The 20,568-nt window shown below is 71.2% G+C and carries 23 protein-coding genes; 12 read left to right on the forward strand and 11 right to left on the reverse strand.

Features of this window, described 5'->3' with window-relative positions; genetic code table 11:
• Positions 1-19: 19 nt before the first annotated feature.
• Positions 20-934, reverse strand: coding sequence for a polysaccharide deacetylase family protein (locus tag J3S20_RS25265; protein ID WP_216839693.1), 915 nt, complete (start codon positions 932-934; stop codon positions 20-22).
• Between the two features lie 179 nt (positions 935-1,113).
• On the opposite strand from J3S20_RS25265, the gene thrC reads away from it, so the two are divergent.
• Genes thrC through J3S20_RS25290 form a run of 5 tightly spaced genes read left to right on the forward strand, consistent with a single transcriptional unit; the run spans position 1,114 to position 5,824 of the window.
• Complete coding sequence (gene thrC / locus J3S20_RS25270; RefSeq protein ID WP_216839694.1) at positions 1,114-2,517, forward strand: threonine synthase; 1,404 nt, start codon at positions 1,114-1,116, stop codon at positions 2,515-2,517.
• 19 nt (positions 2,518-2,536) lie between these two features.
• Positions 2,537-3,802 carry a M16 family metallopeptidase gene (locus J3S20_RS25275; protein WP_216839695.1) on the forward strand — a complete coding sequence of 422 codons (1,266 nt, stop codon included), beginning with the start codon at positions 2,537-2,539 and terminating at the stop codon, positions 3,800-3,802.
• Positions 3,799-5,130: a TldD/PmbA family protein gene (locus tag J3S20_RS25280; RefSeq protein WP_216839696.1), complete on the forward strand. Its 1,332-nt coding sequence runs from the start codon at positions 3,799-3,801 to the stop codon at positions 5,128-5,130. Before J3S20_RS25275 ends, J3S20_RS25280 begins: the two co-directional genes overlap by 4 nt.
• Positions 5,131-5,162: 32 nt before the next feature.
• The gene (locus J3S20_RS25285; protein ID WP_216839697.1) at positions 5,163-5,411 is read left to right on the forward strand and encodes a type II toxin-antitoxin system Phd/YefM family antitoxin; all 249 of its coding nucleotides are present in this window, start codon (positions 5,163-5,165) and stop codon (positions 5,409-5,411) included.
• The gene (locus tag J3S20_RS25290; RefSeq protein ID WP_216839698.1) at positions 5,408-5,824 is read left to right on the forward strand and encodes a type II toxin-antitoxin system VapC family toxin; all 417 of its coding nucleotides are present in this window, start codon (positions 5,408-5,410) and stop codon (positions 5,822-5,824) included. Before J3S20_RS25285 ends, J3S20_RS25290 begins: the two co-directional genes overlap by 4 nt.
• On the opposite strand, the gene J3S20_RS25295 is transcribed toward J3S20_RS25290, so the two are convergent.
• Complete coding sequence (locus J3S20_RS25295; protein ID WP_216839699.1) at positions 5,821-7,452, reverse strand: ABC transporter substrate-binding protein; 1,632 nt, start codon at positions 7,450-7,452, stop codon at positions 5,821-5,823. The genes J3S20_RS25290 and J3S20_RS25295 overlap by 4 nt on opposite strands.
• 191 nt (positions 7,453-7,643) lie before the next feature.
• Here J3S20_RS25295 and J3S20_RS25300 point away from each other — a divergent pair, with 191 nt between their 5' ends.
• From J3S20_RS25300 to J3S20_RS25325, 6 genes are all read left to right on the forward strand, one after another.
• Entirely contained in the window at positions 7,644-8,618 is a 975-nt protein-coding gene (locus tag J3S20_RS25300; protein ID WP_246603256.1) for a Tim44 domain-containing protein, read from the forward strand.
• A 165-nt stretch (positions 8,619-8,783) separates the two neighbouring features.
• Positions 8,784-9,482: a 50S ribosomal protein L25/general stress protein Ctc gene (locus J3S20_RS25305; RefSeq protein WP_216839701.1), complete on the forward strand. Its 699-nt coding sequence runs from the start codon at positions 8,784-8,786 to the stop codon at positions 9,480-9,482.
• Positions 9,483-9,625: 143 nt separating this feature from the next.
• The gene (pth, locus tag J3S20_RS25310; RefSeq protein WP_216839770.1) at positions 9,626-10,195 is read left to right on the forward strand and encodes an aminoacyl-tRNA hydrolase; all 570 of its coding nucleotides are present in this window, start codon (positions 9,626-9,628) and stop codon (positions 10,193-10,195) included.
• 3 nt (positions 10,196-10,198) lie between these two features.
• The gene (locus J3S20_RS25315; protein ID WP_216839702.1) at positions 10,199-10,678 is read left to right on the forward strand and encodes a hypothetical protein; all 480 of its coding nucleotides are present in this window, start codon (positions 10,199-10,201) and stop codon (positions 10,676-10,678) included.
• 14 nt (positions 10,679-10,692) lie between these two features.
• Entirely contained in the window at positions 10,693-11,787 is a 1,095-nt protein-coding gene (gene ychF, locus J3S20_RS25320) for a redox-regulated ATPase YchF (RefSeq protein WP_216839703.1), read from the forward strand.
• Positions 11,784-12,890 carry a THUMP domain-containing class I SAM-dependent RNA methyltransferase gene (locus J3S20_RS25325; protein ID WP_216839704.1) on the forward strand — a complete coding sequence of 369 codons (1,107 nt, stop codon included), beginning with the start codon at positions 11,784-11,786 and terminating at the stop codon, positions 12,888-12,890. Before ychF ends, J3S20_RS25325 begins: the two co-directional genes overlap by 4 nt.
• Before the next feature lie 3 nt (positions 12,891-12,893).
• Here J3S20_RS25325 and J3S20_RS25330 read toward each other — a convergent pair whose 3' ends face one another.
• The 7 genes from J3S20_RS25330 to mtgA all read right to left on the reverse strand — a co-directional run bounded on the left by J3S20_RS25330 (position 12,894) and on the right by mtgA (position 18,884).
• A complete protein-coding gene (locus J3S20_RS25330) occupies positions 12,894-13,796 on the reverse strand; it encodes a lipid A biosynthesis lauroyl acyltransferase (RefSeq protein WP_216839705.1) in 903 nt (300 codons plus the stop codon).
• A 1-nt stretch (position 13,797) separates the two neighbouring features.
• Positions 13,798-14,820, reverse strand: a complete 1,023-nt coding sequence (locus J3S20_RS25335) for a zinc-binding dehydrogenase (RefSeq protein ID WP_216839706.1) — start codon at positions 14,818-14,820, stop codon at positions 13,798-13,800.
• Positions 14,820-16,088 carry a beta-ketoacyl-ACP synthase gene (locus J3S20_RS25340; protein ID WP_216839707.1) on the reverse strand — a complete coding sequence of 423 codons (1,269 nt, stop codon included), beginning with the start codon at positions 16,086-16,088 and terminating at the stop codon, positions 14,820-14,822. The genes J3S20_RS25335 and J3S20_RS25340 overlap by 1 nt, the downstream gene beginning before the upstream one ends.
• A complete protein-coding gene (locus J3S20_RS25345) occupies positions 16,085-17,272 on the reverse strand; it encodes a beta-ketoacyl-ACP synthase (RefSeq protein WP_216839708.1) in 1,188 nt (395 codons plus the stop codon). Before J3S20_RS25345 ends, J3S20_RS25340 begins: the two co-directional genes overlap by 4 nt.
• Entirely contained in the window at positions 17,272-17,742 is a 471-nt protein-coding gene (locus J3S20_RS25350) for a 3-hydroxyacyl-ACP dehydratase FabZ family protein (protein ID WP_216839709.1), read from the reverse strand. The genes J3S20_RS25345 and J3S20_RS25350 overlap by 1 nt, the downstream gene beginning before the upstream one ends.
• Positions 17,743-17,766: 24 nt before the next feature.
• Positions 17,767-18,057, reverse strand: coding sequence for an acyl carrier protein (locus J3S20_RS25355; protein ID WP_216839710.1), 291 nt, complete (start codon positions 18,055-18,057; stop codon positions 17,767-17,769).
• Positions 18,058-18,173: 116 nt separating this feature from the next.
• A complete protein-coding gene (gene mtgA, locus J3S20_RS25360) occupies positions 18,174-18,884 on the reverse strand; it encodes a monofunctional biosynthetic peptidoglycan transglycosylase (RefSeq protein ID WP_456305709.1) in 711 nt (236 codons plus the stop codon).
• Between the two features lie 91 nt (positions 18,885-18,975).
• Here mtgA and J3S20_RS25365 point away from each other — a divergent pair, with 91 nt between their 5' ends.
• On the forward strand, positions 18,976-19,488 hold the full coding sequence (locus tag J3S20_RS25365; RefSeq protein WP_216839711.1) for a hypothetical protein: 513 nt from the start codon (positions 18,976-18,978) through the stop codon (positions 19,486-19,488).
• Between the two features lie 255 nt (positions 19,489-19,743).
• On the opposite strand, the gene J3S20_RS25370 is transcribed toward J3S20_RS25365, so the two are convergent.
• Both J3S20_RS25370 and J3S20_RS25375 read right to left on the reverse strand, forming a co-directional pair.
• Positions 19,744-20,166, reverse strand: coding sequence for a CBS domain-containing protein (locus J3S20_RS25370; protein ID WP_216839712.1), 423 nt, complete (start codon positions 20,164-20,166; stop codon positions 19,744-19,746).
• A gap of 67 nt (positions 20,167-20,233) precedes the next feature.
• On the reverse strand, positions 20,234-20,548 hold the full coding sequence (locus J3S20_RS25375; RefSeq protein WP_216839713.1) for a c-type cytochrome: 315 nt from the start codon (positions 20,546-20,548) through the stop codon (positions 20,234-20,236).
• Positions 20,549-20,568: the final 20 nt, after the last annotated feature.

The raw sequence follows: 20,568 nt of genomic DNA on the forward strand, positions 1-20,568 counted from the left end.
TATCAGGACATTCGGCTGCTCAGCCCGGCTCGGGCAGCATCTCGGAACCCGGCACCAGGCCGCGCGGCATCCCGGCGACATGGTCCGCCAGCGTGCCGGGGCGCGTCAGCCAGATATCGTCGCGATGGCGCAGGATATGGCGCAGCGCCTCGCGCAGCGGCCGCAGCCGGAAGGGCTGGCCGACGACGAAGGTATGCAGCACGATGCTGCAGACCAGCGGGCGGCGCTTCGACTGCGCCAGCATCTCGTCGAACTGGTCGATGATCATCTCGGCGAATTCGCGGCCGCTGTGCTGGCGGAAGACCATCGCCGGGCTGTCGTTCAGCTCGATCGAATAGGGCACGGACAGGATCGGGCCGGCGCGCGTCGCCATCCAGAAGGGCTGGTCGTCCGCCGGCAGGTCCATCATGTAGCGGAAACCCTCCTCCCGCAGCAGGTCGAGCGTGGCATGGCTCTGCGCCAGGTAGGGGCCGAGCCAGCCGCGCGGCGGGGTGCCGGCATGGCGGGTGATGGCGTCGCGCGTCTCCACGATCAGGCGCCGCTCATCCTCCTCCCACAATATGTCCTGGCGTTCGGCATTGCTGCGGCCGTGGCCGATGAATTCGTCGCCGCGCGCCAGCAGGGCCGGCGCGATCTCGGGCATGTAGTCCAGCGCGGCGCTGTTGACGTTGTGGGCGGAGGGGATCTCCAGCTCGTCCAGCATCTCCAGCATGTTCCACAGCCCGACCCGGTTGCCGTAGTCGCGCCAGGCGTAGTTGCGGAAGGATTGCGGCGCGCCGGGCTGCGCGCTGTCGCTGCCCAGGCCGGCGCGATAGGCGAAGTGCTCGATGTTGTTGCAGACGACCACCGCGAGGCGCGCGCCATTCGGCCAGCGATAGTCGGGGCGCGTCGGGATGGCGCTGGGCGCGTAGCGACCATGGCTGGGCAGCTTCATGGGACGTCTCCTTTGGGGGGCGGGCGGGCCTCCAGGGGCGGCGGCGCCCTGTGACGCCCGGTTCGGCCGGCGCGGGCGGGATTGTTCGGGGTGGCCCAGCCGGATGTCAACGCGGCGATGGCCACCGCAATGGCGGCCACCCCCTCGCGGCAGGGGCCCCGGCGGGCTATCCTGGAGGGATGCGCTACATCTCCACCCGCGGCGAAGCCCCGTCGCGCGACTTCGAAGGCGTCCTGCTGGCCGGCCTGGCCGAGGATGGCGGGCTTTTCGTGCCGGAGAGCTGGCCGGTGCTGACCAGCGCCGAATGGCGCGAGTTGCGCGGCCTGCCCTATGCGGACCTCGCCGCCCGCATCGTCTCCCTGTTCACCGGCGGCCAGCCGGACCATGCCACGCTGCTGCCGATGCTGCGCCGGGCCTATGCCGGCTTCGGCCATCCGGCGGTGGCGCCGCTGGTGCAGCTGGATGCCCGGGTCTTCGCGCTGGAGCTGTTCCACGGCCCGACGCTGGCCTTCAAGGACATGGCGATGCAGGCCCTCGGCCCGCTGTTCGACCATGTGCTGGCGCGGCGGGGGGAGCGGGTGACCATCGTCGGCGCCACCTCCGGCGATACCGGCTCCGCCGCTATCGAGGCCTGCCGAGACCGGGCGGCCATCGACATCGTCATCCTGCATCCGGAGGGCCGCACCAGCCTGGTGCAGCGCCGGCAGATGACCACGGTGCTGGCGCCGAACGTCGCGAACCTGGCCATCGAAGGGTCCTTCGACGATTGCCAGGACCTGGTGAAGGCCATGTTCGCCGACGCGCCCTTCCGCCAGGACATGCACCTCTCGGCGGTGAATTCCATCAACTGGGCGCGGATCGCGCTGCAGATCCCCTATTACGTCGCCTCGGCGCTCGCGCTCGGCGCGCCGGACCGGGAGGTGGCCTTTTCGGTGCCGACCGGCAATTTCGGCAATGTTCTGGCGGCCTGGGCGGCGCGGCGGATGGGGCTGCCGATCGCGCAGCTGCTGATCGGCTCCAACCGCAACGACATTTTGGCCCGCTTCCTGTCGGGCAATGACATGACCATGCGGACGGTCGAGCCCTCCTTCTCCCCGTCGATGGATATCCAGGTTTCCTCCAACTTCGAGCGGCTGCTCTTCGAGCTGCTGGGCCGCGATGCGGCGGCCACGGCGGAGACCATGCGCCGCTTCCGGGCGGAGGGCCGTATGCCGGTTCCGGATGCCGCCTGGCGCAGCGCGACCCAGGTTTTCCGGGGTTTTGCGCTGGACGATGCCGGGACGCTGGCCGAGATCCGGCGGCTGCATAGGCAGGGCTACCTGGCGGATCCGCACACCGCCATCGGCACGGCGGCCGCCATGGCCAGCCCGCCCAGCGACCCCGCCATCCCGATCGTGGTCGCCGCCACCGCGCATCCCGCCAAATTCCCGGATGCAGTGCGGCAGGCGACGGGCATCGAGGCCCCCCTGCCTTCGCGCCTGGCCGACCTATATGAGCGTCCCGAGCGTTTCTCCCGCCTGCCGGCCGATCTCGGCCAGGTCGAGGCCTTCGTGCGACGCCACACCCTCCGCAACGTCGCCTGACCGGCGGCGAAGGACAGACATGAACGACGCGATCCGCCTGACCCGGCTGCCCAGCGGCCTGACCGTGGTGTCCGAGAAGATGCCGCGGGTCGAGACCGTCTCGATCGGCGCCTATGTCGATGCCGGCACCCGGCACGAGGATGCGCCGGAGAACGGCGTCTCCCACTTCCTGGAACACATGGCCTTCAAGGGCACGGAGCGCCGGGACGCGGCGGCCATCGCGCGCGAGATCGAGAATGTCGGCGGCCACCTGAACGCCTACACGTCCCGCGAAAACACCGCCTATTACGCCAAGATCCTGAAGGAGGACGTTGGCCTCGCCGCCGACATCCTCGGCGACATCCTGTCCCACAGCACCTTCGTGCCGGAGGAGCTGGAGCGCGAGCGCGGCGTGATCCTGCAGGAGATCGGCCAGGCGAACGACACGCCGGACGATATCGTCTTCGACCATTTCCAGGCCACCGCCTACGGGTCCCAGGCGATGGGCCGCCCGGTGCTGGGCACCGAAGAAACCGTCTCCGCCATGAGCCGGGAGGCGCTGACCGGCTATATGCGCCGCCATTACGGCCCGAGCCGCATGGTGGTGGCCGCCGCCGGCGCGCTGGAGCATGAGGATCTGCTGGAGCTCGCCCAGCGCCACTTTTCCGATCTGCCGACCGCCGTCGCGGCGCTGCCGGAGCCGGCGCGCTACACCGGCGGCGAGTTCCGCGAGGAGCGGGACCTGGACCAGGTTCACCTGTGCTTCGGCTTTCCCTCCGTCGCCGCCAACCACAAGCTGCACATGGCGACGCAGCTTCTGTCCACCCTGCTGGGCGGGGGCATGTCCTCCCGCCTCTTCCAGGAGATCCGCGAGAAGCGGGGCCTGGTCTATTCCATCTACTCCTTCGCCTCGCCCTTCCAGGATGGTGGGCTGTTCGGCATCTATGCCGGCACCGGCGAGGACCAGGCGGAGGAGCTGGTGCCGGTGACGCTGGAGGAGCTGCGCCGGGTGCAGACCGACGTGACGGAGGACGAGCTGGCCCGCGCCAAGGCCCAACTGCGCGCCAGCCTGCTGATGAGCCTGGAATCCACCGGCAGCCGCTGCGAGCAGCTGGCCCGCCAGCTGCAGGTGCATGGCCGCATCATCCCGACCGAGGAAACCAAGGCGAAGATTGCGGCGGTGACGGTGGCCGAGGTGCAGGAAGCCGCCGCCATGGCCTTCCGGGGCGCGCCGACGCTGGCGGCGCTGGGCCCGGCGGGCAAGGTGCCGGGGCTGCCCTCGATCATCGAGAGGCTGGCGGCGTGAGCGAGCTGGACCTGCTCTCCGACCTCGTCGCCGCCGCGCGGCGCGCGGGCGCGGACAGCGCCGATGCGCTGCATGTCCAGAACGCCTCGCTGAGCGTCTCCCGCCGCCTGGGACGGATCGAGCAGCTGGAGCGGTCCGAGGGGTTCGACATCGGGCTTCGGGTATTTGTCGGGAAGCGCCAGGCCATCGTCTCGACCACGGTCGCCGACCCCGCCGGCTTCGCCGCGCTGGCGGAGCGCGCCGTCGCCATGGCCAAGGTGGTGCCGGAGGATCCCTTCGGCGGGCTGGCCGACCGCTTCGACGGGCCGCGCGAGGCGGGGCCGCTGGATCTGGAGGATGCGACCGAACCCACGGCGGAAGACCTGATCGCCCGCGCTGCGGCGGCCGAGGAGGCCGCACTGGCGGTGAAGGGCGTGACCAATAGCGAGGGGGCGGACGCCGGCTGGGGCCGCATCCGCATCGCGCTGGCCACCAGCGCCGGCTTCGCCGGGCACTACACCCGCACCTCGCACAGCCTGTCCTGCACGGCGCTGGCCGGCCAGGGCACGGCGATGGAACGGGACTACGACTATTCCTCCGTCGTCCACCTTGCGGATCTGGAAGACCCCGCGGCGATCGGCCGGCGCGCGGCGGAGAAGGCGATCGCCCGGCTGAACCCGGTGCGGGCGAAGACGGCGCGCATCCCGGTGGTGTTCGACCCGCGCGTCTCCTCCTCCCTGCTCGGGCATCTGCTGGGGGCGATCAACGGCGCCTCGGTGGCGCGCGGCACCTCCTTCCTGGCGGAAAGCATGGGCAAGCAGGTGCTGGCCCGCGGCCTGACGGTGCGGGACGACCCGACCCGCCCGCGCGGCCTGCGCTCCCGCCCCTTCGATGGCGAGGGCATGGCCGGCGCGCCGCGCGCCATCGTCGAGGATGGCGTGCTGACCACCTGGATCCTGGACTGGCGCAGCGCCCGGCAGCTCGGCCTCGCCAGCACCGGCCATGCCAGCCGCGGCACCGGCGGCCCGCCCGGCCCGGCGGCCAGCAACCTGTGGCTGGAGGCGGGCAGCGTCACGCCGGTGGAACTGATGGCGGATATCAAGGAAGGCCTCTACGTGGTCGACCTGATCGGCATGGGCGTGAATGGCGTGACCGGCGACTACAGCCGCGGCGCCGCCGGCTTCATGATCCGCAACGGGGCGCTGGCGGAGGCGGTGAGTGAGATCACCATCGCCGGCAACCTGCGCGACATTTTCCTCAATCTGACGGCGGCGAACGATCTGGTCTTCCGGCGCGGCATGGATGCGCCGACCATCCGGATCGAGGGGCTGACGCTGGCCGGTGCTTGAAGCGGGGGGGCGGCGGGGCCTAGTCTGGTGACATGGACGGCACCATCGAGGCACGCCCCGAGCTCTCCGACCTGCTGGACCGCGTCCGGCGGGGTGAGACGCTGACCATCACGGAAAGCGGTCGACCGGTGGCCACGCTGGCGCCGGCGGAGGCGCCGCCGCAGGGTGATACCGCGGCCGCTGAGCGGCTGGTGCAGGACTTCGCGGCGCTGCGCAGCGAGATGAAGCTGCATGGCCTGCGCTGGGCCGACATCAAGGATGAGGGCAAGCGGGGCTTGTGAGCGCGCTGTTGCTGGACGCCTCCGCCACCGCGCCCTGGTTCCTGATCGATGAGGCTGATGCGGCCTCCGACGCCCTGCTGCTGCGGGTCGGGAAAGGCGGGGCGCTGGTGCCGGCCATCTGGCACTTCGAGGTCGCCAGCATCCTGCGCAGCGCGGAGCGGCGATCGCGCTTGACGGAGGACCTCGCCAACCGGGTCTACGATCGCCTGGCCGCCATGGCGATCACCACCGAAGCGCCGGAGCTTGGCCTGTTGGCGCGGCGCCTGCACGACCTGGCGCGGCGGCATGGTCTGACACCCTACGACGCCGCCTATCTCGACCTCGCTTCGCGCCGCCGCCTGCCCCTCGCCACCCGCGACGCGGCGCTGATCCGCGCCGCGCCGCTCGAAGGCGTCGCCCTCCTCCCAGCCTAATCCACCCGGATTTCCCGCACCTGCACCTGGTTGTCCGCACGGTGCGTCACCGCCACACCCGCCCGGTGCGCCCAGGGAATCATCATGTGGTACATCGGGATATGCCCGAGGTCCGCATTGTGCAGGGCATGCGCCTGGCGGATCAGGCCGCGCCGCGCCTCCGGGTCCTGCTCGGCGTCGATGCGCGGGATCAGCGCGTCGAATTCCGCATTCGACCAGCCGCCGGCATTCCAGGTCGCCGCCCCGCCCACGGCACGAGACGCCATCACCGCCCGGATGGTGTAGCTGGCATCGAAGGTCGGCACGCCCCAGGACAGGGCATACATCATCGGCTCCTGCCGCCGGATGCGCTGGCTGAACTGGGCATTGGGCTGGATGTTCAGCTGCGCCCGGATGCCGACCCGGGCCAGCATGCCGGCCACCGCCTGGCAGGCCTCGTCATAGGTGCCGGTCGGGCATTCGAAGGGCACGGAGAAGCCGTTGGGGTAGCCGGCCTCGGCCAGCAGGGCGCGCGCCTTGGCCGGGTCGTAGGGCAGGCGGCGGTCCGCCTCCTCCGACCAGCCATTGACGAACTGGGTCCACATGCTGGCCGTGGGCACGCCCTGCCCGCGAAGGGTGGTGCGGCGCATCGCCTCCATGTCCAGCGCATGCGCGATCGCCTGGCGCACCCGCAGATCCTTGAAGGGGTTGCGGCCGCGTACGTCGGAGCCCTCTAGCTCCGCCACATCCTGGCGCAGGCCGAGCCAGACCGTCCGGTTCTCCTGCCCCTGGAGAATCCGCAGCCGTGGGTCGCGCTGGATGCGGGCCACATCCTGCACCGGCACCACATGAACCATGTCCACCTCGCCCGAGAGCAGGGCGGCGACGCGCGTCGCATCGGAATTCAGCGTGACGTGGTGGTATTCGCCGACATTGCCGCGCGTCTCCCCGGCGCCCCACCAGCTGGGATTGCGCACCATCACGGTGCGCTGGTCGACCTCCCGCGTGCGGATCACATAGGGGCCGGTGCCATTGGCGTTGCGGACGGTGAAGCTTTCCTCCCGCTGCGCGAAGTTCTGGGGCACGGCGGCACGGTTCGCCTCGGACCAGCCGCGATCCATCATCAGCACGCGGGTCAGCTTGTCCGGCACCACCGGGTCCGGCACCCGGGTGATGACATCGACCGTCAGATCGTCCACCGCGACGACGGAGGCCACGGTATCCACATAGATGCCGTAGTTCGAGGTCGGCGCCAGCGCCCGGGTGATGCTGAAGACCACGTCGTCGGCGTTGAAGGCCTCGCCGCCGGCGAAGCGGACATTCGGGCGCAGCCGGAAGCGCCAGCGGGTGGGTTCCGCCTGTTCCCAGGCCAGCGCCAGGCCGGGCTGCACCTTCAGGTCGTCGGCCCGGTGGGTCAGCGTCTCATAGACCTGGCTGACCACCAGATAGGTGAACAGCGCATTGGTCGCATGCGGGTCGAGCGTCGCGGCATCCACGCTGGTGGCCATGCGGAACAGCCGCGGCGCCGCCGCCTGGCCCGCCCCCTGGCCGCTGCCCTGGGCCGCCGCCATCGGGGCCGCCGCCACCTGCGCCACCAGGGCGAAGCCCGCCGCCAGACCCCATCCCAGTCCCGGTCCCCGTCGTCGCATGATCAGCCCCTGTCTGCCTGGCCACAGGGTGGCCCGCGGCCCCTGGTGACGCAAGCGTAACGCAGGGGCGGTGGTGGCCTGGTGGGAACTGAGCAACGGGCCTTCGCAATTCGGCAAAGGGCTCCCTATATTACAGCCAGGAAACCCAGATCGGAGCCACGGACCCCATCATGCGCCGCAAAGCATCTTTCATGGCCGCCATCGCCGTTGTGGCGCTGGCATTGGCCCCCGCGCTTGCGGAAGCGCGCCGCGGCGGGGGCTTCTCCTCCGGCAGCCGGGGCACCCGCACCTACCAGGCGCCCCCTCCCACCACCACCGCCCCGGGTGGCGCCACGCAGATGCAGCGCACCCAGACCGCGCCTTCCGCCGCCACGACGGGTGCCGCGACGGCCGGCACGGCCGCGGCCGGCGCTGCCGCTGCACGCACCGGCATGCGCGGCGGGCTGATGGGCGGCCTGCTCGGCGCCGGCCTGATCGGCATGTTCCTGGGCGCCGGCCTGTTCGGCGGCATCGGCGGCTTCGCCTCCATCCTCGGCCTGCTGCTGCAGGTGGCGCTGATCGGCGGCGTGATCTGGCTGGTGATGCGCATGATCCGCGGCCGGCGCGAGGCGACGGCCGGTGGCCCGCCCAACGCCTATGCGCGGGACATGCAGCAGGGTGCCAATCCGCGGCCCCAGATGGCCTCCGCCATGGGCGGCATGGGCGCCCCGCGCGGCCCGGTGCCCGGCGCCATGGCCGCCACCCCCGCGGTGGCGACCCAGCCGCTGCAGATCGGCGAATCCGACTACCAGGAATTCGAGCAGAACCTGCATGCGGTGAACGACGCCTGGTCGCGCCAGGACCTGGAGGCGCTGCGCCGGCTCTCCACCCCGGAGATGACCAACTACTTCGCCCAGGACCTGAAGGACCTGCGCGCCCGCGGCTGGACCAATGTGACCAGCGGCACCCGCCTGCTCTCGGGCGACCTGTCCGAGGCCTGGCAGGAGAACGGCCAGCACTTCGCGACGGTGGCCATGCGCTACTCCATCGTGGACGTGACGACGGACGCCTCGGGCAAGGTGGTGGAAGGCCATCCGAGCGAGGCGCAGGAGGTGACGGAGATCCTCACCTACACCCGCTTCCCCGGCGAGGCCTGGCGCCTCTCGGCCATCCAGCAGACCGGCTGAGGCCGGCGCGCGGAGGGGGTTGGCCCCCCTCCGCGCTGGACTTCCCCCCGCGTTTGGGCTAGGCGTCCCCGCTGCGTCGGCACCCCTGGAGGCCGGCGCATTTTCTTTGCGCCCGGCCCGGCGAAAGCCGGCGGCCGGCGCAAGTTTCATTGAAGGAGCCTGGCAATGGTCCAGACAGTGCGGATCGAAGCCGTGGCGCGCGCAGATGCAGGTAAGGGGGCAGCGCGCGCGACCCGGCGGGAGGGGCTGGTCCCCGGTGTGGTGTATGGTGCGAAGCAGGCGGCGACGCTGGTGGCCTTCGACCCGCGCGACATCATGAAGGAACTCACCAAGGGCGGCTGGCAGTCGCACCTCTATGAGGTGGCGGTGAAGGACGGCCCGACCGAGCGCACCATCATGCGCGAGGTGCAGTTCCACCCGGTGACGGATCGCCCCATCCACATCGATTTCCAGCGCGTGGCGCCCGGTGCGCGTATCCGCGTCCGCGTGCCGGTGGTCTTCCTGCACGAGGACACCTCGGCCGGCATCAAGGCCGGCGGCGTGCTGAACGTGGTCCGCCGCGAGGTCGAGGTGCTGGCCGAGACCGACAAGGTGCCGGACCACTTCGAGATCGACCTGGCCGAGGCCAAGATCGGCGACAGCCTGCGCTGGTCCTCCATCAAGGACAATTTCGGCGCGCGCCCCGGCATCGTCGGCCGCGACTTCATGATCGCCTCCATCGCCGCGCCGACGGTGGATGAGGAACTGGCCCCGGTCGCCGTGGCGGCGCCGGAGCCCGCCAAGGGCAAGGGCAAGGCGCCGGCCAAGGGTGCCGCCAAGCCGGCCGCCGCCGCCGCCCCGGCCGCACCCGCCAAGAAGAAGTAATTTTCTTCCAGCAAGCCCTCTCCCCCCAACGGGGGGAGAGGGTTGGGTGAGGGGGGGCTGCACGGCCGGCCTTGGCTTCAGGCAGAAGCAGAACCCCCTTCGCCAAACCGACTTATTCGCAAAAGGGGTCCCTTGCGGTGGCGCTGCTTTGGGTCGGCCTCGGCAATCCGGGGCAGGAACATGCGCGGCAGCGCCACAACATCGGCTTCATGGCGATGGACGCCATTGCCCGCCGCCACGGCTTTTCGGCCTGGCGCAAGCGCTTCAAGGGGCAGGTGGCGGAGGGCGTGCTGGCTGGCCAGAAGATCCTGGCCCTGAAGCCAGAGACCTATATGAATGCCAGCGGCGACGCCGTGCAGCAGGCCGCCGCCTTCCTGAAGCTCGGCACGGCCGATATCTGGGCCTTTCATGACGAGCTGGACCTGGCACCCGGCAAGCTCAAGGTGAAGAAGGGCGGCGGCACCGCCGGCCATAACGGCCTGCGCGACATGCAGCGCGCCTTCGGCAATGCGGATTTCTGGCGCGTCCGCGTGGGCATCGGGCATCCGGGCCACAAGGACCGCGTCACCGGCCATGTGCTGGGTAATTTTGCCAAGGTGGAAACCTGGGTGGAGCCGCTGCTGGACGCCGTGGCCGATGCCGCGCCGCTGCTGGCGGAAGGCCAGCACGAGGCCTTCATGACGCGCGTTGCGCTGCTGACGCAGGAGAGCTGACCGATGAGCGGGCTGGACGATGACAGCGTCTTCGACGGCGGCTTCGGCGGACCGGGGCCGGAGGATTTTGCCAATGGCGCCGCGGCGCTGGCCGCCGGGCTGATCCGGGAAGCCCAGGGCCTGGCCCAGGCCGCCGCCGCGCTGCGCGCCACCGCCGCGCCGAACCCGCCGGGCGTGCCGGGCGGCGAGCCGGTCTCCGATATCCGCCGCCAGCGCATGGTGCTGCACACCGCCGGCGAGGCCGCGCTGCGTGCCGCCCTGGCGCTGGATGCCGCCGCCCTGCTGGCCGAATCCCGGGCGCCGGCCGAACAGGCCGCGCGCATCGCGGAGGCGGCGAAGAAGGTGGGCCTGCCGCCCGCCACCCTCGCCCCCTTCCTGCGCAGCGCGGCGCTGGATTTCCGGACCGATGACGCGGCCGCCCGCATCGCCGCCTCCACCCTTGCCACCGACCTCTGCGCGTTGCTCGACGCTGCGACTTCCTGAACGGATCACCTCCCATGGGTTTCAACTGCGGCATCGTCGGCCTGCCCAATGTCGGCAAGTCCACGCTTTTCAACGCGCTGACGCAGACGGCGGCGGCGCAGGCGGCGAACTATCCCTTCTGCACGATCGAGCCGAATGTCGGCCGCGTGGCGGTGCCCGACCCGCGCCTGGGCACGCTGGCCAAGATCGGCAAGTCCCAGAAGATCGTGCCGACCAGCCTGGAATTCGTGGATATCGCGGGCCTGGTGCGCGGCGCCTCCAAGGGCGAGGGGCTGGGCAACCAGTTCCTGGCGAACATCCGGGAGGTGGACGCCATCGTCCATGTCCTGCGCTGCTTCGAGGATGACGACGTCACCCATGTCGAGGGCAATGTCGACCCGGTGCGGGATGCGGAGACGGTCGAGACCGAGCTGATGCTGGCGGACCTCGACAGCCTGGAGAAGCGCGCCCATGGGCTGACCAAGCGCGCCCGCGGCGGCGACAAGGAAGCCACCGCGCAGCTCGCCTTGATCGAACCCATCATGGCCGCGCTGGCCGATGGCAAGCCCGCCCGCACCGCCATCCCGAAGGGGGAGGAGGAGGCGGTGCGCCGGCTTCAGCTGATGACCAGCAAGCCGGTGCTCTATGTCTGCAACGTGGAGGAGTCCTCCGCCGCCACCGGCAATGCGCATGCGGAAAAGGTCTTCGCCATGGCGAAGGCGCAGGGCGCCAAGGCGGTGATCGTCTCCGCCGCCATCGAGGCCGAGATCAGCCAGATGCCGGAGGCCGACCGCGCCGATTTTCTCGAATCGCTCGGCCTGGCCGATAGCGGCCTCGATCGCATCATCCGCGCGGGCTACGAGCTGCTGGGGCTGATCACCTATTTCACCGTGGGGCCGAAGGAAACGCGGGCCTGGACCATCACCCGCGGCACCAAGGCGCCCGGCGCGGCGGGCGTCATCCATGGCGACTTCGAGCGCGGCTTCATCGCCAGCGAGACCACCGCCTATGACGACTATGTCGCGCTCGGCGGCGAGCAGGGCGCCAAGGAAGCCGGGAAGATGCGCATCGAGGGCAAGGAATACGTGGTGAAGGACGGCGACGTCCTGCTGTTCCGGTTCAACGTGTGAGCGACAGCTTCGAGATCTTTGTCGCGACCGCGCCGGGGCTGGAGCCCCTGCTGTTCGAGGAAGTGCGGACCAAGGGTTTCCGGCGGCCCAAGGCGGTGCCGGGCGGTGTCGCCATCCAGGGCGGCTGGCCCGATGTCTGGCGCGCCAATCTTTGGCTGCGTGGCGCCGGGCGCGTGCTGGCACGCATCGACAGCTTTCGCGCCGTGCACCTGGCGCAGCTGGATGCCAAGGCGCGTCGCGTCGATTGGGCCAGCGTGCTGCGCGCCGATGTGCCCTTCCGGGTGGAGGCGAGTTGCGCCGGATCGCGCATCTACCACTCCGGCGCCGCCGCGCAGCGGATCGAGACCGCGATCCGCGAGACGCTGGGCGCGCGTCAGGCCGAGGATGGCGTGCTGGTGATGGTGCGGCTGGAAAACGACCAGTGCACCATCAGCGTCGATACCTCCGGCGAGCCGCTGCACAAGCGGGGCTACAAGCAGGCGGTGAACCCGGCGCCGCTGCGGGAGACGATGGCCGCGCTCTTCCTGCAGGCCTGCGGCTATGAGGGGCGGGAGCCGCTGGTCGACCCGATGTGCGGCGCCGGCACCTTCGTGATCGAGGCGGCGGAGATCGCGGCACGGCTGAACCCCGGCCGCGCCCGCGCCTTCGCCTTCGAACGGCTGGCCGGCTTCGACGACGCCGCCTGGCAGGCGATGCGCGCGGTGCGGCGCGAGCCGGCCTCCGCCGCGCGCTGCTACGGGCGGGACCGCGACGCCGGCGCCGTCGCGATGTGCCGCGCCAATGCGGAACGCGCGGGCGTGGCGGAAACCACCGACTTCGCCCAGGCGCCGATCAGCGAGCTGACGCCGCCCGAAGGCCCACCGGGGCTCGTCATCGTCAACCCGCCCTATGGCAGCCGGATGGGGGAGGGGACGGACCTCGCGCCGCTCTACGCCGCCTTCGGCCAGGTGATGCTGCGGCGTTTTGGCGGCTGGCGCGTCGGGATGGTGACCAGCGAGCCGAAGCTGGCGCATGCGACGCGGCTGCCCTTCCTGCCGAATACGGCACCGGTGCCGCATGGCGGGCTGCGTGTGGCGCTGTACCGGACGCTGCCGCTGGGCTGAGGCCTACATCCGCCAGCGGCGGTGCTGCCAGAGCCATTGGCCGGGGTGTTCGCGCACCCAGCCCTCGACGATGTCGTTCACCTGCTGGGTCGCGGCCTGGATATCCACCTGGCCTTTCGCGTCCCGCACCAGCTGCACCGCCTCCGTCAGCTCCAGCCGGAAGCGGCCGCCAGGCAGGCGGATGGCGCGGGCGCCGTGGATGGGGCAGTCGAAGCGCCGCGCCAGGCGGGCGAGGATCGGGATGGCCGTCGCCTCCCGCCCGAAGAAGCGGATTTTCGGGCCGCGGCCGAAACGCTGGTCGACCAGCATGCCGAGATGCAGGCCCTCATCCAGCGCCTCCATCATGCGGATGGGGGCGGCGGGGCCGGCGGGGATCAGGGTGCCCATCACGCCGCGACGCAGCGCCAGGATGTCCCGCGCCACGGCGGCATTGTTGGGCGTGCGGTAGAGCGCGGCTGCCGGCAGGCCATGGCGCATGGCGGCGACGGCCGGCAATTCCCAATTGGCGAGGTGGGCGGCGAAGATGATGGCGGGCTGGCCGTCGTCGCGCAGCCGCTCGAAGCGCGCCATGCTGTCCACATCCAGCTCGATGCGGCCGGTATTCGGGCGTTCCGGGTCGAAATCCCAGAGATCGCCGAGATGGACGTATTCGCTGGCGGTGCGGCCAAGATTCTCCCAGCTCTCGCGCAGGATCGCTTCGCGTTCCGCCGCCGACTTCTCCGGAAAGGCCGCGTCGATGTTTTCCCGCGCGATGCGGTTGGCCGATGTGAGTGGGCCGAGGGTGCGGGCCACCGCCGCGCCGATGCGCCCGGCGCGGTCCGGTCCCAGCGCGCGCACCATGGCGAAGCCGCCCCGGATCAGGGCGGCCAGCGCCTCCTCGCCGGCGCGTTTCAGGGTCGCCTTCAATTCAGAACTTCACGACGATCTTGCCGAAGACGCGGCGCGATTCCAGCCGCTCCAGGCCTTCCGTGAAGCGCTCCAGCGGCACGACGGTATCCAGCACCGGCAGGATGCCCTGCGACATCTTGCCCAGCGCGTCGCCCACATTGCGGATGGCGCAGCCGAAGCTGCCGAAGATGCGGAGCTGGCGCTGGAAGATCATCATCAGGTTGGTCTCGGCCGAGACGCCGGAGGTGCTGCCGCAGGTCACCAGCCGCCCGCCGGCGCGCAGGGACAGCAGCGACCCCGCCCAGGTGGTGGCGCCCACATGTTCGAACACGACATCCACGCCGCGCTTGCCCGTCACGCGGCGGGCCACCGTCGAAAAATTCTTCTCGCTGTAGTTCACCACATGGTCGGCGCCGAGCGCCTGTGCCTTGGCGCATTTCTCGTCATCGCCGGCGGTGGCGATCACGGTGCAGCCCAGCGCCTTGGCGACGCGGATGGCAACGGACCCGATGCCGGATCCCGCGGCCTGGATCAGGATGGTCTCGCCCGGCTTCAGCTGGGCGTTGTCGAAGAGCATGTGCTCGACCGTGCCGAAGGTGACGGTGGCGCAGGCCGCTTCCTCGAAGGGCACGGAATCGGGCACGCGCACCAGCAGCCGCGCGGGCACATTGGCGAGCTCGCGGGCGAAACCGTCGATATGGAAGCCGGCGACGCCTGAAACGTTCTCGCAGAAATTGTCGCGGCCTTCGCGGCAGGCGGCGCAATGCCCGCAGGTGCGGGCGCCATAGGGCACGGCGCGGTCGCCCGCCTTCCAGCCGGTGACGCCGGCACCCACCGCGACGACTTCGCCCGAGGCCTCCGCGCCCACCGCCAGCGGCAGCGTGCGCTGGGCGAAGGCCATGCCGCGCCAGCCCCAGACATCGATGTGGTTCAGGGAGACGGCGCGGATGCGCAGCTGCACCTCGCCCTCGGCGGGCGGCGGCGGCGCGTCGATCTCTTCCAGCCGCAGGTCGCGGTCGCCATGCAGGCGCAGGGCGCGCATCAGTTGGGTGCTCCACTGAGGACAAGACAGACGTTCTGGCCGCCGAACCCAAAACTGTTGGACAGCACGTTCTCGACCTTCGCGGCGCGGGCCACGTTCGGCACCACGTCGAGCGTGATGGCCGGGTCCGGCTCCACATGGTTGATGGTCGGCGGCAGCATCTGGTCGCGGATCGCCAGCAGGCTGAAGGCGGCCTCGATGGCGCCGGAGGCGGATAGCGTATGGCCGATCATCGACTTGTTGGAGGAGATCGGCGGCGCGGCGTCCCCGAAGACGGCGCGCATGGCCAGGTTCTCCATCTTGTCGTTCTCCGGCGTGCCGGTGCCGTGCGCATTGACGTAGGAGATATCGGCGGGCGTCAGCCCCGCATCCTCGATCGCGTTGCGCATGGCGCGGATCACCGCGCTGCCATCGGGGTTGGAGCGGGTGCGGTGGAAACTGTCCGACTTCTCGCCGGCGCCGCGCACCAGGCCGAGGATACGGGCGCCGCGGGCGCGGGCGTGCGACAGGCTTTCGAGGACCAGGCAGGCGGCGCCCTCGCTCATCACGAAGCCGCCGCGGTTCTTCTCGAAGGGGCGGGAGGCGCCGGTGGGATCGTCGTTGCGGGTCGACAGGGCGGAGAGCAGGGAGAAGCGGATCAGCGCCTCCGGCTGCACCGTGCCATCCGCGCCGATGGCCAGCGCGGCCTCCGTCTCGCCACGCTGGATCGCCTCGACGCCGAGCTGGATGGCCGACGCACCGGTGGCGCAGGCGGTGGTGACGGCGACGGGGGAGCCGCGCGTGCCGAAGCGGGCAGCCAGCGTCTCGCCGACGGTCTGGAAGGCGGCGGTCTCATAGAGTTCGGACCAGCCGGTCGCGGCCAGCGTCAGCGCGGGATAGGTGGCCGCGTCCGGTGCCACGCGGCGGGCGAGTTCGAAGCGGTGCGGCCACTCCACCTCGACCGGCGGCATGCCGAGCATCAGCGGGCCGGGGAAGGCGCCGCCTTCCAGGCCGGCCTCTGCCAGCGCCTCCTCCGCGGCCAGGGTCGCCATGCGGGTGACGCGCGGCGTGGCGGTCAGCACCCGGCCCTCGGCTTCCTCGGGCAGGTCGACCGTGCCGGCGATGGTGGTGCGCAGGTCGTTGGTGGGGAAGCGGGTGATGCGGCGGATGCCGGAGGTGCCGGCCAGCAGCGCCGCCCAGTTTTTCGCGACACCGAAGCCGAGCGGGGTGACCAGGCCGATGCCGGTCACCGCGACGATGGGGCGGCCGCGCGAATCAACGTCCGTCACGGCTGCTCCTCCGCCGGAATGGCCTGCAGATGCGCGAGCGCCTCGCCGCGCCAGGCGCCGAAGCCGGTCACCAGCAGGTCGGTCGGCGGCGCCTCGAAGGGCGCCTCGGCCGCCTCCAGCGACGGCGGCAGCACGCCTTCGGACAGCATCAGCGCGCCGAGCGCCAGGCTGGCCGGGAAGCTTGCCTCCACCCCCCAGCCGAGCCGGCTGCCGGCGGCGCGCAGCGTGACGTCCCGGGCGAGACCCGCCAAAAATTCGCGCTCGGCCGCGGTGGGGACGGCGCCGCCGGTGGCGCCCGAGAGCACCGCCAGCGGCCCCTCCGGCAGCGCCAGCCGGTCCAAGGCGCGGCGGGCGGCGGCGGCGCTGCCATCGGCCTGGTCGCGCCGCGCCTGTTCGCAGGCCACGCCCATCACCCGCGCGAGCCCCCGGGCGCCTCGGGCCCGGGCGCTGTCGGCCGTCTCCAGCACCAGGAAGGCGCCGAGCGTGCCGGGAATCGCGCCCGGCGCCTCGTCCCGGGCAAAGACGGGCGCAAAGCCGCCCTGCCGCAGCAGCCCGGCCGAGTGGTAGAGCACCATCAAATCCCAGCGCGCGGCGACGAAGGCGCCGCCGACCAGGGCGGCCTGGCCGCGGCCTTCGGCCAGCCGCGCGGCCGCGATGCGCACCGCATCCGCCCCGGCCTGTTCCTCCCCCATGAAGGTGCGCGACGCGCCCGTCACGCCATGGACGATCGAGATATTGCCCGCCAGCAGGTTGGAGAGTTGCGCCAGGAACAGCGTCGGCCGCAGCCCGCCGGCCAGCAGGGCGTTCAGCTGCAAGGCGGCCTCGGCCGGCGGCAGGGCGGCGAGTGCCGCCAGCACGCTTTCATCCAGCGCCATGTCCCGCTCGCCACCGCCGGCGGCGACGATGAGGTCCATCTCGGCGACCAGGGCGCGGGCGCCGGCATCGTCCAGCGCCAGGCCGGCGGCGTAGGTGCCGAGGCGCTGCCAGGGCTCCATCTGCCGCTGGTCGCCCTTCTTCGGGATCTGCCGGTCGAGCTCCAGCGCCGGGGCGGGATGCAGCGGGAAGGGGGCGTGGCTTTCGGCATCCACCGGCGCCGGGGTGCTCGCGGCAAGTGCGGCCAGATGCGCGGCGCGGCCCTCGCCGGCCGCCGAGACCAGGCCGATGCCGGTGATCCAGATCTCCATCAGCTGTGACCTGGCCCAGAAAAACCGGGCAGGCCGATGCGTTGCGCCGTCTCCGTCATGGCCGCGCGCAGCGCCTCGGCGGGGAAGGGCATGATCCGAAAGGTGATCTCGGCATCGGCGATGCGCTTGCCCTCGGACAGGATGCGCGCCTCGGCCACCGCATAGCCGGATCCGTCATGGCTGCGCTTCGCCTCCACCACCAGCTTCGCGCCGGGGCTGACGAAGCCGCGGAAATTGGCGCCATTGACCTTCAGCAGGAAGGGCATGCGTTCCAGCTTCTCGATCGCCAGCAGCAGCCAGCCGGCGGTCTGGGCCATGGTCTCCACCAGCAGCACGCCGGGGACGATGGGATGGCCGGGAAAATGGCCCTCGAAAACCGGGCTGGCCTCCGGCACCTGGCTTTCGACCGTGATGTGGTCCGCGCCCAGCGTCACCACGCGATCGACCATCTGGAAATATTCCAGCCGCATGGCGCGCGCCCCGTCAGTCCTTGGTCAGGCCTTGGCCTGCTTCGCCGCCACCAGCTCCTCGATCCGCTGGGCCAGGTTGCCCATGACGAAGTACTTCTCCGCGGGCGCGGTGCCGGCATTCACTTCCTGGGTCCAGCTTTCGACCGGCACCTTGATTCCAAAGGCCTTGTCGATGGCGAAGACGATGTCGAGGAAGTCCAGGCTGTCGATGCCCAGGTCGTTGATGACATGCGCTTCCGGCGTGATGGCCTCGCGCTGCACTTCGCTGTTCTCGGCGATGATATCGGCGATGCGGTCGAAAACCGGGGACGTCATGGGGAACAGGCTCCGGGCCGAGAAGGCGTTCAGGTCAGCGCGCCTCTTGGCCCGAACCGGCGGGATTGTCCAGCGCGGGGGCCGCGGGGGCGCCTCGTTCCCTCAGCGGTTCTGTCTCAGCTTTCGGCAAGGCAGTCGAGCAGCGGGCCGAGCTGGCCGATGCGGCGTTCGATATTCGCCGCCCGCCGCGCCGTGGCTGGGGAAGGGGCGGCGGCGGACCAGTTCAGCGGGCTGGGCAGGACCGCGGCCAGCAGGGCCGCCTCGCGCTGCGTCAGGCGGGCGGCAGGCTTGTCGAAGAAGGCGCGGGCGGCGGCCTCCGCGCCATAAATGCCCGGGCCGAATTCGACGATATTCAGATAGACCTCCATCACCCGCTGTCGCGGCCAGAGCAGCGCGACCTGCGGCGTCAGCCAGGCCTCCACCAGCTTGCGGAAGGGGTCGCGGCCCGGCCAGAGCAGCAGGTTCTTGGCCGTCTGCATGGTGATGGTGCTGGCCCCGCGCGGCCGGTCCCCTTCCCACCATTCCTGCAGCTCCGCCCGCAGCGCGCCGAAGTCGAAGCCCAGCGTCTGGCGGCAGAAGAGATTGTCCTCCGAGGCGATGACGGCCCGGGCGAGGGCGGGGGCGATGCGGTCCAGCGCCACCCAGTCGCGCTGCAGGCCATGGCCCTGGGTGGCGCGGATCAGCATCAGGGGCGTCACCGGGGGCGGGATGACGCGATAGGCCAGGATCAGGGCCGGCGGTGCCAGCAGAAGGACCAGCAGCAGGCGCCAAAGCCAGCTTCGCGGGCGCCATCCGGGGGCGGAGGGTGATCTGCGCAGCGCCATCATGCGGGCAGACTAGCCGCCCCGGCCGGGCATCGACAAAGCGGGGTGGCTCGCCATATGATTTTGCGAATCATTCGCAATAAAGGGGGGCGCGATGCCCGGCTACGAATGCGACCACCTGCTGCCGGCCCCGGGCGAGCGGCCGATGCAGGAGCTGGGAGCGGCGGAACTGCTGGTGGCCGGCGCCCTGCGGGCCTGGGTCGCGCCGCTGCTGGCCCCCGCCGGCCGGCATCCGGACTGGCGCCGCTACCTGGCGCTGGGCGGCGTGGTGGCGGAGGGGGCGGAGGCCTTCGACCGGCTCATGCGGCTGCTCGCGCATTCCGCACGGCGCAGCCTGGATGTGCGCTGCTGCCGCTGCCCCGGCCTGAGCCCGGACGAGGCCGCCCTGCTGCAGCTGACCGCGGCGGTGCAGGCCGGCCAGTCCTTCGCCGCGCTGGATGTGCTGATGGACTGGCTGCCCGAGCCCGCGCTGATGCCGGCGCTGGCCGCGGCGCGGGACTTTGGCGCGGCGCTGCAGCGGGCCGGCGCCATGCTGCCTGCCCCGGCCCTGGCGCCGCCCTGCGCCCTGGCCACCCCGTCCAGCCTGGGGCCGCAAACCCTGCACTGAGAGACCGTTTGAGAATGCCGGACGGGTCGGTTCCGCGGCGCTTTTCCGCCCCTGCCAGGTTGGGCGGCAAGCCGCCCGCCTTGCAGGGACGAAAAATCGCCTGCGGTCCCTCAGCCGCCGGCATTCTCAACCGGTCTCTGAGGGCCTTGGCCCTAGAGCACGATCCGTCCTCTCGGACGGATCTCGTGCTCTAGGAGTTATTGTTTCTAAAGCACGAAATCCGAGAACACTGATTCAGTGTTATCGGATAGTGCTTTAGCGCAGCCTCTCGAAGAAGCCCGTCTCCTCGTCCAGCCGGGCGTGCTCCATGGCGCGGAAATCGTAGCGCGAGACGATGCCGCGCACCTGGCCGTCCTCGCAGACCGGCAGGTGGCGGAAGCCGCCATTGTCCAGCAGGCGCAGCGCCTCGATCGCCCGCTGCCGGGGCGCCAGCGTCTCCGGCCGGCATGTCATCACCTGGTGCAGGCGGGTGGCCTGGGGGTCGCGGCCCTCGGCCAGGCAGCGCACCGCGTCCCGGCCGGTGAAGATGCCCTGCAGCCGGTCCCCCTCCTCCACCACCAGCACGGCGCCGACGCGGCGTTGGTGCATGGCGCGGCAGGCCTCGGCCAGCGTGGCCTGCGGCCCCAGCATGAGCGGCTTCTGGTCCCGGATGATCTCGTCCAGTCGACGATCCTGCATCTTCTGGTCCTCCTCCCTGCCCGCGATGGATGCTGCGGCGGGGCGAAGGCCGGCGCCTTGCGACAGGTCAAGGCGGCGACAGGATAAAGGCGACCAGGTCGTCGATCTGCGCGCGCGACAGGCCGAGCGGTGGCATCGGCGCATGCGGCGCCTGCAGCGCGGCGCGCAGCGTGGCGGCGGTGGTGCCGGGGCGGGCGGCGATGGCGCGGAAGCTGGGCACGGCATCGGAGGCGGCGCCCGGCGCCGCCAGGTGGCACTCGCCGCACCATTCCCGCGCCAGCCTCTGCCCCGCCAGCGGATCGCCCGGCAGGCCCTGCGCCTGCAGCGGCCCGGCGAACAGCATCAGGGCAGGGATGGCGCGGCGCAGCAGGGGGGCGGGCATGGGAACCTCCGGCGCGGATG

The sequence above is a fragment of the Falsiroseomonas tokyonensis genome (assembly GCF_019024325.1).
GTDB lineage: Bacteria > Pseudomonadota > Alphaproteobacteria > Acetobacterales > Acetobacteraceae > Falsiroseomonas > Falsiroseomonas tokyonensis.

Excerpts from the sequence above, each read along its gene's own strand:
- mtgA (WP_456305709.1), bottom strand. The coding sequence starts at position 18,884 with ATGATGGCGCTGCGCAGATCACCCTCCGCCCCCGGATGGCGCCCGCGA.
- J3S20_RS25350 (WP_216839709.1), bottom strand. The coding sequence starts at position 17,742 with ATGCGGCTGGAATATTTCCAGATGGTCGATCGCGTGGTGACGCTGGGC.
- J3S20_RS25315 (WP_216839702.1), top strand. The coding sequence starts at position 10,199 with ATGAGCGGGCTGGACGATGACAGCGTCTTCGACGGCGGCTTCGGCGGA.
- J3S20_RS25375 (WP_216839713.1), bottom strand. The coding sequence starts at position 20,548 with ATGCCCGCCCCCCTGCTGCGCCGCGCCATCCCTGCCCTGATGCTGTTC.
- J3S20_RS25345 (WP_216839708.1), bottom strand. The coding sequence starts at position 17,272 with ATGGAGATCTGGATCACCGGCATCGGCCTGGTCTCGGCGGCCGGCGAG.
- J3S20_RS25355 (WP_216839710.1), bottom strand. The coding sequence starts at position 18,057 with ATGACGTCCCCGGTTTTCGACCGCATCGCCGATATCATCGCCGAGAAC.
- J3S20_RS25275 (WP_216839695.1), top strand. The coding sequence starts at position 2,537 with ATGAACGACGCGATCCGCCTGACCCGGCTGCCCAGCGGCCTGACCGTG.
- J3S20_RS25295 (WP_216839699.1), bottom strand. The coding sequence starts at position 7,452 with ATGCGACGACGGGGACCGGGACTGGGATGGGGTCTGGCGGCGGGCTTC.
- J3S20_RS25300 (WP_246603256.1), top strand. The coding sequence starts at position 7,644 with ATGGCCGCCATCGCCGTTGTGGCGCTGGCATTGGCCCCCGCGCTTGCG.
- J3S20_RS25265 (WP_216839693.1), bottom strand. The coding sequence starts at position 934 with ATGAAGCTGCCCAGCCATGGTCGCTACGCGCCCAGCGCCATCCCGACG.
- J3S20_RS25370 (WP_216839712.1), bottom strand. The coding sequence starts at position 20,166 with ATGCAGGATCGTCGACTGGACGAGATCATCCGGGACCAGAAGCCGCTC.
- ychF (WP_216839703.1), top strand. The coding sequence starts at position 10,693 with ATGGGTTTCAACTGCGGCATCGTCGGCCTGCCCAATGTCGGCAAGTCC.
- J3S20_RS25335 (WP_216839706.1), bottom strand. The coding sequence starts at position 14,820 with ATGCGCGCCCTGCGCCTGCATGGCGACCGCGACCTGCGGCTGGAAGAG.
- J3S20_RS25285 (WP_216839697.1), top strand. The coding sequence starts at position 5,163 with ATGGACGGCACCATCGAGGCACGCCCCGAGCTCTCCGACCTGCTGGAC.
- J3S20_RS25305 (WP_216839701.1), top strand. The coding sequence starts at position 8,784 with ATGGTCCAGACAGTGCGGATCGAAGCCGTGGCGCGCGCAGATGCAGGT.
- thrC (WP_216839694.1), top strand. The coding sequence starts at position 1,114 with ATGCGCTACATCTCCACCCGCGGCGAAGCCCCGTCGCGCGACTTCGAA.
- J3S20_RS25365 (WP_216839711.1), top strand. The coding sequence starts at position 18,976 with ATGCCCGGCTACGAATGCGACCACCTGCTGCCGGCCCCGGGCGAGCGG.